Here is a 12,417-nt window from a genome sequence, read left to right on the forward strand (position 1 = left end):
TGGTCGGCACGCCGATCGCCAACCGGAACCGGGCCGAGATCGAGGGGCTCATCGGCTTCTTCGTCAACACGCTCGTGCTGCGGACGGATCTGTCCGGCGACCCCACCTTCGCCGAGCTGCTCGGCCGGGTCCGTGCGGGTGCGCTGGCGGCGTACGCGCATCAGGATCTGCCGTTCGAGCAGCTGGTCGACGAGCTTGGGGTGGTCCGCGACCGGTCGCGCACGCCACTGTTCCAGGTGCTGTTCAACTACGCGACCGGCGACGACCGGGAGGCGAGCCTCGAGGCGCCGTCCGGACCGCAGTCGGTGCCGGTCAAGTTCGACCTGTCGATGGAGCTGACCGGCGCCGGTGATGCGCTGGTCGGCTCGGTGCAGTACAGCACGGTGCTGTTCGATGCCGAGCGCATGGTCCGCCTGGTCGGCCACTTCATGGAGCTGCTGTCCGCGATCGCGGCGGCGCCGGATCGGCGGCTGTCGTCGGTGCCGGTCTTGACCGATGTCGAGCGCCGCGAGTTGCAGGTTTGGAATGCCTCGGCCGCGCCGGTGCCGGCGGTGGGCGCGGTGCACGAGCTGATCGCGGAGCGGGTGGCGACGGATCCCGGCGCGGTGGCGGTGCGCTGCGGCGACGACGCCCTCACGTACGGCGAGTTGTGGCAGCGTTCGGAGCAATTGGCGCGGCAGTTGTGTGGCCTTGGTGTGGGTCCGGAGTCGGTGGTAGGCCTTTGCCTGGACCGCGGCGTGGAGTTCGTGGTCGCGGTGTTGGCGGTGTGGCGTGCCGGTGGTGCGTATCTGCCGATGGATCCGGGGTATCCGGCTGAGCGGTTGGCGTTCATGGCCGCCGACGGCGGCGCATCGGTGGTGCTGGGTCAGCGTCCGGTCGCGGCGGGGCTCGCAGCGGCCGGGGTCGCGGTGACGTGGTTGGAGGACCTTGACGGGTCCTCGACGGCCGAGTTGCCGGCGGTTACGGGTGCGGGGGCGGCGTATGTGATCTATACGTCGGGTTCGACGGGTGTGCCGAAGGGTGTGGTGGTTGGTCATCGCGGTCTGGTGAACCTGGTGACGCAGTTGGCGCCCGAGTTCGGGATGGCACCTGGCCGCGTAGTTCTGCAGTTCGCGTCGTTCGGGTTTGACGCGGCGGTGCTGGATGTGGCGGTGACGTTGTCGGGCGGTGGCACGTTGGTGATCGCCTCCGGTGTGCAGCGGTCCGAGCCGGCGCGGTTGGCGGGTCTGATTCGGGCGGAGCGGGTCCAGGTGGCCAGCGTCGTGCCGTCGCTGCTGTCCCAGCTCAACCCGGACGAGGTCCCCGGCGTCGACACGTGGGTGGTGGGTGCCGAGCGGCTCAGCGCCGATCTGGCTGCGGTGTGGGCGGGCCGTTCGCGCCTGGTGAATACGTATGGTCCGACCGAGGCGACGGTGATGAGCACGGCCGGCCTGACCGTGTCGGACGGGTCGGCACCGCCGATCGGGTCGGTGCTGGGCAATGTGCGGGTGTTCGTGGTGGATGCCGAGCTGCGGCCGGTGCCGGTCGGGGTGTCGGGTGAGCTGCTGATCGGTGGGATCGGTGTGGCTCGCGGGTATGCCGGCCGTTCCGAGCTGACCGCGGAGCGGTTCATCGCCGACCCGTTCACGGGTGATGGCGGTCGGTTGTACCGGTCCGGGGATGTGGTGCGGTGGCGCGGCGACGGTCGGCTGGAGTTTGTGGGCCGGGCGGATGCGCAGGTGAAGGTCCGCGGGTTCCGGATCGAGCCGGGCGAGGTCGAGGCCGTGTTGCGGGAGCACACAGCGGTCGCCGGCGCGGTTGTGATCGCCGACGGTGACGAGGCGGATCGGCGGCTGGTCACCTACCTGGTGCCGGTGGACGCCAGCGATGGTGTGCCCGGAGTTGAGGTGTTGCGGAGCTGGGTTGGCGAGCGGTTGCCGGAGTTCATGGTCCCGGCGGTGTTCGTGGAGCTCGCGTCGCTGCCGTTGAACGTCAACGGCAAGGTCGACCGGGCCGCGCTGCCCGCACCGGACGCGGCTCGGCTAGATCTGGCCGAGGCGTTCGTCGCTCCTGCGGGTCCCGTACAGGAGCTGCTGGCCGGGATCTGGACCGAGTTGCTCGGGGTGGAGCGCATCGGCGCCGCCGACAACTTCTTCGCCCTCGGTGGGCACTCGCTGCTGGCGACGCGGGTGGTGTCGCGGGTGCGGTCGGTGTTTGACGTTGAGGTGCCGGTGGCGGCGTTGTTCGACGCGCCGACCGTGGCCGGTCTCGCGGCGGTGATCGAGGCGGCGACGCCGGGCGCGGTTGCCCCGCCGATCGTGCCGGCCGGCCGCGACGGGTTGTTGCCGTTGTCGTTTGCGCAGCAGCGGTTGTGGTTCCTGGCGCAGCTGGAGCCGGACTCCGTCGAGTACAACATGCCGGCCGCCATCCCGTTGGAAGGTGACCTGGACGTCGAGGCGCTGGCGGCCGCGCTGGCTGGGCTGGTCGCCCGGCATGAGGTGTTGCGGACGCGGCTGGTGGCCGGCGCGGACGGGGTGCCGTATCAGGTGATCGATCCGGCGCCGGAGCGGTTCGTGCTGCCGATCGTGGATCTCACGGGCGAGTCCGACCCAGCCGCGGCGGCGCAGGCGTGGCTGGAGGCCGATGGTCAGGTGCCGTTCGACCTGGCGGCGGGGCCGTTGTTCCGGGCGACGTTGGTGCGGGTGGCGGCGGACGAGCACGTGCTGGCGTTGGCGATGCATCACGTGGTCGGTGACGAGTGGTCGGGCGGGATTCTGCAGGATGAGCTGGGCGCGTTGTATGCGGGTTCGGAGCTTCCGGCGTTGCCGGTGCAGTACGCGGACTTCGCGGTGTGGCAGCGACGGTGGCTGTCCGGCGAGGTCCTCGATGGCCAGTTGGGGTTCTGGCGGGAGGCGCTGGCGGGTGCGCCGGTGTCGGAGCTGCCGACGGATCGGCCGCGCCCGGCGGTGCGCTCGACCGAGGGCGCGGTGATCGAGTTCGGGATCCCCGGCGCGATCACCGACGGGCTACGGGCGGTTACCCGCGATGCCGGAACGTCGATGTTCATGACGTTGTTCGGGGCGTTCGCGACGCTGCTGGGCCGCTACTCGGGACAGGACGACGTCGTGGTCGGCACGCCGATCGCCAACCGGAACCGGGCCGAGATCGAGGGGCTCATCGGCTTCTTCGTCAACACCCTTGTGCTGCGGACGGATCTGTCCGGCGACCCGACGTTCGCCGAGCTGCTCGGCCGGGTGCGGGAGCGGACCCTGGCCGCGTACGCGCACCAGGACCTCCCGTTCGAGCATTTGGTCGACGAGCTGGGAGTCGTCCGGGACCGGTCGCGCACCCCGCTGTTCCAGGTGCTGTTCAACTTCGTGGCGGGTGACAGCGGCGACGTGCCGGTTGAAGGTGTGACGGCGCCGCGGGCCATGCCGGCGAAGGTCGATCTCTCCGTGTCGTTGAGCGAGGCCGGCTCGGGCCTGGTCGGCGCGGTGCAGTACAGCACGGTCTTGTTCGACGCAGAGCGGATGGTCCGGCTGGTCGGCCACTTCGTGGAGCTGCTGTCCGCGATCGTCGCGGCACCGGACAGCCGGTTGTCGTCGGTGCCGGTGCTGACGGATGCCGAGCGCGGCGAGTTGCAGGTTTGGAATGCCTCGGCCGCGCCGGTGCCGGCGGTGGCTGTGGTGCATGAGCTGATCGCGGAGCGGGTGGCGGCGGATCCCGGCGCGGTGGCCGTGCGCTGCGGCGACGACGCCCTCACCTATGGCGAGTTGTGGCAGCGTTCGGAGCAATTGGCGAGGCAGCTGTGTGGCCTTGGCGTGGGTCCGGAGTCGGTGGTCGGTCTGTGTCTGGACCGCGGCGTGGAGTTCGTGGTCGCGGTCCTTGCTGTGTGGCGTGCCGGTGGTGCGTATCTGCCGATGGATCCCGGCTATCCGGCTGAGCGGTTGGCGTTCATGGCCGCCGACGGCGGCGCATCGGTGGTGCTGAGCGAGCGTCCGGTCGCGGCGGGGCTCGCGGCGGCCGGTGTTGCGGTGACGTGGTTGGAGGACCTCGACGGGTCCTCGACGGCCGAGTTGCCGGCGGTTACGGGCGCGGGGGCGGCGTACGTGATCTACACGTCGGGTTCGACGGGTGTGCCGAAGGGTGTGGTGGTTGGTCATCGCGGTCTGGTGAACCTGGTGACGCAGCTGGCACCCGAGTTCGGGATGGCACCTGGCCGCGTGGTGCTGCAGTTCGCGTCGTTCGGGTTTGACGCGGCGGTGCTGGATGTGGCGGTGACGCTGTCCGGCGGTGGCACGTTGGTGATCGCGGCTGGTGTGCAGCGGTCGGAGCCGGCCCGGTTGGCCGGGTTGATCCGGGCGGAGCGGGTCCAGGTGGCCAGCGTCGTGCCGTCGCTGCTGTCGCAGCTCGATCCCGAGCAGGTGCCGGGCGTCGATACCTGGGTCGTCGGGGCGGAGCGGCTCAGCGCCGGGTTGGCGGCGGTGTGGGCGGACCGGTCGCGCCTGGTGAATACGTATGGTCCGACTGAGGCGACGGTGATGAGCACGGCCGGGCTGACCGTGTTGGACGGCTCGGCGCCGCCGATCGGGTCGGTGTTGGGCAATGTGCGGGTGCAGGTGTTGGACCGGTGCTTGCGGCCGGTTCCGGTCGGGGTTCCTGGTGAGCTGTTCATCGGCGGTATGGGTGTGGCTCGCGGGTACGCGGGCCGTTCCGAGTTGACCGCGGAGCGGTTTGTCGCCGACCCGTTCTCCGGTGATGGCGGTCGGTTGTACCGCTCTGGAGACGTGGTGCGGTGGCGGGGCGACGGTCGGCTGGAGTATGTGGGTCGGGCGGATGCGCAGGTGAAGGTCCGTGGGTTCCGGATCGAGCCGGGTGAGATCGAGGCCGTGTTGCGGGAGCACACAGCGGTCGCCGACGCGGTTGTGATCGCCGATGGTGATGAGGCGGACCGGCGGTTGGTGGCGTATCTGGTGCCGGTGGATGCCGGTGTTGGTGTGCCCGGGGTCGAGGTGTTGCGGAGCTGGGTCGGTGCGCGGTTGCCGGAGTTTATGGTGCCGGCGGTGTTCGTGGAGCTCGCGTCGCTTCCGCTGAACGTCAACGGGAAGGTGGATCGGGCGGCGTTGCCAGCCCCGGATGCGGCTCGGTTGGATCTGGTCGAGGCGTTTGTCGCCCCCACTGGACCCGTGCAGGAGGTGTTGGCCGGGATCTGGGCGGAGTTGCTCGGGGTGGAGCGGGTCGGGGCCGTCGACAACTTCTTTGCCCTCGGTGGGCATTCGCTGCTGGCCACTCAGGTGGTGTCGCGGGTGCGGGCCGCGTTTGACGTTGAGGTGCCGGTGGCGGCTCTGTTCGACGCGCCCACCGTCGCAGCGTTGGCGGCGGTGATTGAGGCCGCCGTGCCGGGCGCGGTTGCGCCGCCGATTGTGCCGGTGAGCCGGGATGGTCGGCTGCCGTTGTCGTTTGCGCAGCAGCGGTTGTGGTTCCTGGCGCAGCTGGAGCCGGAGTCGGTCGAGTACAACATGCCGGCCGCCATCTATCTCGATGGTGAGGTGGATGTGCCGGCGTTGGCGGCCGCGCTGGGTGGGCTCATCGCTCGGCACGAGGTGTTGCGGACGCGGCTGGTGGCCGGCGAGGACGGCGTGCCGTATCAGGTGATCGACCCGGCGCCGGAGCGGTTCGACCTGCCGATCGTGGATCTCACGGGCGAGCCGGACCCGGCCGCGGCGGCGCAGGCGTGGGTGCTGGCGGATGGTCACGTGCCGTTCGATCTGGCCAACGGTCCGCTGCTGCGCGCGACGCTGGTGCGGGTGGCGGCCGACGAGCACGTGCTCGCGTTGGCGATGCACCACGTCGTCGGTGACGAGTGGTCGGGCGGCATTCTGCAGGATGAGCTGGGCGCGTTGTATGCCGGTTCGGAGCTTCCGGCGTTGCCGGTGCAGTATGCGGACTTTGCGGTGTGGCAGCGGGGTTGGCTGTCGGGTGAGGTGCTCGAGGGTCAGTTGGGGTTCTGGCGGGAGGCGTTGGCGGGTGCGCCGGTGCTGGAGTTGCCGACGGATCGGCCGCGTCCACCGGTGCGTTCGAGCGAGGGTTCGGTGATCGAGTTCACGATCCCGCGCGAGGTGAGTGACGGTCTGCGGGCGGTCGCGCGGGACGCGGGTGTGTCGATGTTCATGACGATGTTCGGGTTGTACACGGTGTTGTTGAGCCGGTACTCGGGCCAGGACGACATCGTTGTCGGCACGCCGATCGCGAACCGGAACCGTGCGGAGATCGAGGGCCTGATCGGGTTCTTCGTCAACACATTGGTGTTGCGCACGGACCTGTCCGGCGACCCGACGTTCGCGGAACTGCTCGGTCGCGTCCGGGCCCGCACCCTCGACGCGTACGCCCACCAGGATCTGCCGTTCGAGCAGTTAGTGGATGCGCTGGACGTGGATCGGGATCGGTCGCGGTCGCCGTTGTTCCAGGTGTTGTTCAACTACTTCGCTGATGCCGAGCGCAGTGCGGAGGTGGAGGACTTCACGCAGGACGAGAGTGTCGTGCGTCCGATGATGGCGAAGTTCGATCTGCGGTTGATCGTGGCCGAGCGGGCCGGCGGCCTGGTGGGTGCGGTGCATTTCGCGTCGGCGTTGTTCGACGAGTCGTCGATGCGCCGCCTGATCGGGCATTTCCTGGCGTTGGCCGGTGCGGTCGCGGCGGGCGCGGACGGTCGGCTGTCCGGCCTGAACCTGCTGACCGACGCCGAACAGGCGGTGCTGACCGGTTGGCAGTCGGGCCCGTCGGTGGCGGTGCCGCCGATGTCCGGCGTCCACGACCTGGTTGCGGGTTGGGTGCAGCAGCACCCGGAGTGGCCGGCGGTGGTGGATGCTTCCGGTTCCTGGACCTACGAGCAGATCTGGCAGCGCGCGTCCGGTCTGGCCGCATATCTGCGGTCGGTGGGTGTGGGTCCGGAGACCGTGGTGGGTGTCGCGGCCGACGCCGGTGTCGATGTGGTGGTGTCGGTGCTGGGGGTGTGGCTGGCGGGTGGGGCGTATCTGCCGTTGGATGTGCGGGCGCCCGTATCGCGTTTGGCGTTCATGCTTGCTGAGGGCGGCGTCTCGGTCATTCTCGGTCGTGAGGAGTTGTTGGAGCAGGTTCCGGCCGGCCGGATCCGCACGATCGATCTCGACGATCCGGCCTTGACCGTGGCGGTGACGGCGTTCACGCCGGCGTCGGTGTCGGCGTTGTCGGCGGCGTATGTGATGTTCACGTCGGGTTCGACGGGTCGTCCGAAGGGTGTGGTGGTCACCCACACCGGTCTGCTCAGCTACGTGTCCGGGGTGCTGGAGCGGGTCGGGTTCGGGGCGCCGGGCGGCCGGTACGGGGTGCTGCAGCCGGCGGGTACCGATTTTGTGAACACGGTGTTGTTCGGTGGGTTGGCCAGCGGCGGCTGCTTGTACTTCGCGGACCCGGCCACGGTGACCGACCCGCAGGCGGTGGCCGCGTTCCTCGCTGACTACGCGATCGATTATGTGAAGATCGTGCCGTCGCATCTGGCCGGTCTCGCCGATGGGGCGGGGTTTGCCGAACTGCTGCCCGGTCGGGCGTTGGTGCTGGGTGGTGAGGCAGCCTCGCCGGAGTGGTTGCGGCAACTGTTGGTGGTGGCCGGCGGGCGTGGGGTTCGGGTGGCGAACCATTACGGGCCGACGGAGACGACGGTTGGTGTGGCCGGGATGGAGCTCACGCCTGTTGTGGTGGGTGGGGATCGGGTGCCGATCGGTGGGCCGTTGCCGGGTGCCCGGTTGTATGTGCTGGACCAGTGGTTGCAGCCCGTGCCGGCCGGTGTGGTCGGTGAGTTGTTCATCGGCGGTTTCGGTGTGGCCCGCGGGTATCGGGGGCGTCCGGAGTTGACCGGTGAGCGGTTCGTCGCGGACCTGTTCGCTGGTGATGGGAGCCGGATGTACCGGTCGGGGGATCGGGCGCGGTGGCGGGCCGACGGGACGGTCGAGTTCTTGGGCCGGGCTGACAGCCAGTTGAAGGTTCGTGGCTACCGGATCGAGCCCGGTGAGGTGGAGGGGGCGTTGCTGGCGCATCCGGGGGTCGGTGCGGCGGTGGTGACGGGGCATGGGGTGGATGCGGGTCGTCGGCTGGTCGCCTATGTGGTGCCGGTTGATGGGATGCCGTCGGTGGCGGAGTTGCGTCGGTTCCTGGGGGTGCGGTTGCCGGAGCATATGGTGCCGGGGTTGTTTGTGGAGTTGGCGGCGTTGCCGTTGACGGCGAACGGCAAGCTTGATCGGCGGGCGCTGCCCGATCCGGAGTTGGTGCATGTGGGGCCGGCTGACAGTTATGTGGCGCCGGGGACGCCGACCGAGGAGATTCTGGCGGGGATCTGGGTGCAGGTGCTCGGGCTCGGGCAGGTCGGTATTCACGACAACTTCTTTGAGCTTGGTGGGCATTCGTTGTTGGCGACGCAGGTGGTGTCGCGGATCCGTGGTGCGTTTGATGTGGATGTGGCGTTGGTGGAGGTGTTTGATACGCCGACGGTGGCGGGGTTGGCGGTGGTGGTTGATGCGGCGGTGCCGGGTGTGGTGGCGCCGCGGATCGTGCCGGTGGGCCGGGACGGGTTGTTGCCGTTGTCGTTCGCGCAGCAGCGGTTGTGGTTCCTGGCGCAGCTGGAGCCGGACTCGATCGAGTACAACACGCCGCGCCAGGTTCATCTGGACGGTGATCTCGACGTCGACGTGCTGGCGCGGGCGCTCGGTGCGCTGGTGACGCGGCACGAGGTCCTGCGGACCCGGCTGGTCGCCGGCGAGGACGGGGTGCCGTATCAGGTGATCGATCCGGCGCCCGAGCGGCTCGATCTGCCGGTGGTGGATGTGTCCGGGGAGGCGGACCCGGTTGCGGCGGCGCAGGCGTGGGTGCTGGCGGACGGCCGGGTGCCGTTCGATCTGGCCGCCGGGCCGTTGTTCCGGGCGACGCTGGTGCGGGTCGCGGCGGACGAGCACGTGCTCGCGCTCGCGATGCACCACGTGGTCGGCGACGACTGGTCGGTCGGCATCCTCCGGGACGAGCTGGACGCGTCGTACGCGGCGACCCAGGCCGGAACGGCTCCGGACCTGCCGGCGCTGCCGGTGCAGTACGCGGACTTCGCGGTCTGGCAGCGGAGGTGGCTGTCCGGCGAGGTGCTCGAAGGGCAGCTCGGCTTCTGGCGGGAGACGCTGGCCGGGGTGCCGGTGCTGGAGCTGCCGACGGACCGGCCGCGCCCGCCGGCGCGGTCGAGCGAGGGCGCAGCCATCGAGTTCGCGATTCCGCAGGCGGTGACCGACGGGCTGGAGCTGCTCGCCCGGGACGCGGGCGTGTCGATGTTCATGACCCTGTTCGGGGCGTTCACCGTCCTCCTGGGCCGGTACTCCGGCCAGGACGACATCGTGGTCGGCACGCCGATCGCGAACCGGAACCGGGCCGAGATCGAGGGCCTGATCGGCTTCTTCATCAACACCCTGGTCCTGCGCACGGATCTGTCCGGCGACCCGACGTTCGCCGAGCTGCTCGGCCGGGTGCGGGAGCGGACCCTGGCCGCGTACGCCCACCAGGACCTCCCGTTCGAGCAGCTCGTCGACGAGCTGGGAGTCGTCCGCGACCGGTCGCGCACCCCGCTGTTCCAGGTGCTGTTCAACTACGTGACGGGCGGCGGCGGAGACGCCGACCTGCAGGGCGTGTCGGAGCCGCAGCCGATGCCGGTCAAGTTCGACCTGTCGGTGTCGGTGGGTACGGCCGGGTCGGGGCTGGTCGGTTCGGTGCAGTACAGCACGGTGCTGTTCGATGCCGAGCGGATGGTCCGGCTGGTCGGGCACTTCGTGGAGCTGCTGTCCGCGGTCGCGGCGGCACCGGACAGCCGGTTGTCGTCGGTGCCGGTGTTGACGGATGTCGAGCGCGGCGAGTTGCAGGTTTGGAATGCCTCGGCCGCGCCGGTGCCGGCGGTGGGTGCGGTGCATGAGTTGATCGCGGAGTGGGTGGCGGCTGACCCGGCGGCGGTGGCCGTGCGCTGCGGCGACGACGCCCTCACGTACGGCGAGCTGTGGCAGCGTTCGGAGCAATTGGCGCGACAGCTGCGTGGCCTTGGCGTGGGTCCGGAGTCGGTGGTCGGCCTTTGCCTGGACCGCGGCGTGCAGTTCGTGGTCGCGGTCCTTGCTGTGTGGCGTGCCGGTGGTGCGTACCTGCCGATGGATCCCGGCTACCCGGCCGAGCGGTTGGCGTTCATGGCGGCCGATGGTGGTGCGTCGGTGGTGCTGGGTGAGCGTCCGGTAGCGGCGGGGCTCGCAGCGGCCGGTGTTGCGGTGACGTGGTTGGAGGACCTCGACGGGCCTTCGACGGCCGAGTTGCCGACGGTTACGGGCGCGGAGGCGGCGTACGTGATCTACACGTCGGGTTCGACGGGTGTGCCGAAGGGTGTGGTGGTTGGTCATCGCGGTTTGGTGAATTTGGTGACGCAGCTGGCGCCCGAGTTCGGGATGGCACCTGGTCGCGTAGTGCTGCAGTTCGCGTCGTTCGGGTTTGACGCGGCGGTGCTGGATGTGGCGGTGACGTTGTCGGGCGGTGGCACGTTGGTGATCGCGGCTGGTGTGCAGCGCTCGGAGCCGGCGCGGTTGGCGGGTCTGATTCGGGCGGAGCGGGTCCAGGTGGCCAGCGTCGTGCCGTCGCTGCTGTCGCAGCTCGACCCGGACGAGGTCCCCGGTGTCGACACGTGGGTGGTGGGTGCCGAGCGGCTCAGCGCCGATCTGGCTGCGGTGTGGGCGGACCGGTCGCGCCTGGTGAACACCTATGGTCCGACCGAGGCGACGGTGATGAGCACGGCTGGTGTGACCGTGTCGGACGGGTCGGCGCCGCCGATCGGGTCGGTGCTGGGCAATGTGCGGGTGTTCGTGGTGGATGCCGAGCTGCGGCCGGTGCCGGTTGGGGTGTCGGGTGAGCTGCTGATCGGTGGGATCGGTGTGGCTCGCGGGTACGCCGGCCGTTCCGAGCTGACCGCGGAGCGGTTCATCGCCGACCCGTTCACGGGTGATGGCGGTCGGTTGTACCGGTCCGGGGATGTGGTGCGGTGGCGCGGCGACGGTCGGCTGGAGTTTGTGGGTCGGGCGGATGCGCAGGTGAAGGTCCGTGGGTTCCGGATCGAGCCTGGTGAGATCGAGGCCGTGTTGCGGGAGCATCCGGCGATCGACGGCGCGGTTGTGATCGCCGATGGTGATGAGGCGGATCGGCGGCTGGTGGCCTACCTGGTGCCGGTGGATGCCGGTGTTGGTGTGCCCGGGGTTGAGGTGTTGCGGGGCTGGGTTGGTGCGCGGTTGCCGGAGTTTATGGTGCCGGCGGTGTTTGTGGAGCTCGCGTCGCTGCCGTTGACCGTCAACGGGAAGGTGGATCGGGCGGCGTTGCCGGCTCCGGACGTGGCTCGGCTAGATCTGGTCGGGGCGTTCGTGGCTCCTGTGGGTCCCGTGCAGGAGGTGTTGGCCGGGATCTGGGTGGAGTTGCTCGGGGTGGAGCGGGTCGGCGCTGTCGACAACTTCTTCGCGCTGGGTGGGCATTCGTTGCTGGCGACGCGGGTGGTGTCGCGGGTGCGGTCGGTGTTTGGCGTTGAGGTACCAGTGGCGGCATTGTTCGACGCGCCAACGGTGGCCGGTCTCGCCGGCGTGATCGAGGCGGCCGCGCCGGGCGTGGTTGCGCCGTCGATCGTGCCGGTCGGTCGGGATGGGTTGTTGCCGTTGTCGTTTGCGCAGCAGCGGCTGTGGTTCCTGGCGCAGCTGGAGCCGGACTCCGTCGAATACAACATGCCGACCGCCATCCCGTTGGAAGGTGACCTGGATGCCGCGGCCCTGGCGGCCGCGCTGCGCGCGCTGGTCGACCGGCACGAGGTGTTGCGGACGCGGCTGGTGACCGGCGTGGACGGGGTGCCGTATCAGGTCATCGACCCGGCGCCGGAGCGGTTCGAGCTGCCGGTCGTGGACGTCTCCGGGGAGCCGGATCCGGCCGCGGCGGCCGATGCGTGGCTGGCGGCGGACCGGGCGGTGCCGTTCGATCTTGCTGCCCGGCCGTTGTTCCGGGCGACGCTGGTGCGGATCGCGGCCGACGAGCACGTGCTCGCCTTGGCGATGCACCACGTCGTGGGCGATGAGTGGTCGGGCAGGATTCTGCAGGACGAGCTGGGCGCGTTGTATGCCGGTTCGGAGCTGCCCGCGATGCCGGTGCAGTACGCGGACTTTGCCGTGTGGCAGCGGCGGTGGCTGTCCGGTGAAGTCCTCGAAGGGCAGCTCGGCTACTGGCGGGAGGCACTGGCCGGCGCGCCGGTGCTGGAGTTGCCGACGGATCGGCCGCGGCCGCCGGTGCGCTCGAGCGAGGGTGCCGCGCTGGAGTTCAGCGTTCCGGCGGAGATCGTCGACGGGCTGCGGGCGGTTGCCCGGGATGCGG

At 70.0% G+C, this 12,417-nt stretch carries 1 protein-coding gene; it reads left to right on the forward strand.

The features are described 5' to 3' along the window. On the forward strand, positions 1-12,417 hold a 12,417-nt coding region (locus tag ABD901_RS57150; protein ID WP_345144547.1), incomplete at both ends, for an amino acid adenylation domain-containing protein.

Source organism: Dactylosporangium darangshiense (assembly GCF_039537565.1).
Taxonomy (GTDB): domain Bacteria; phylum Actinomycetota; class Actinomycetes; order Mycobacteriales; family Micromonosporaceae; genus Dactylosporangium; species Dactylosporangium darangshiense.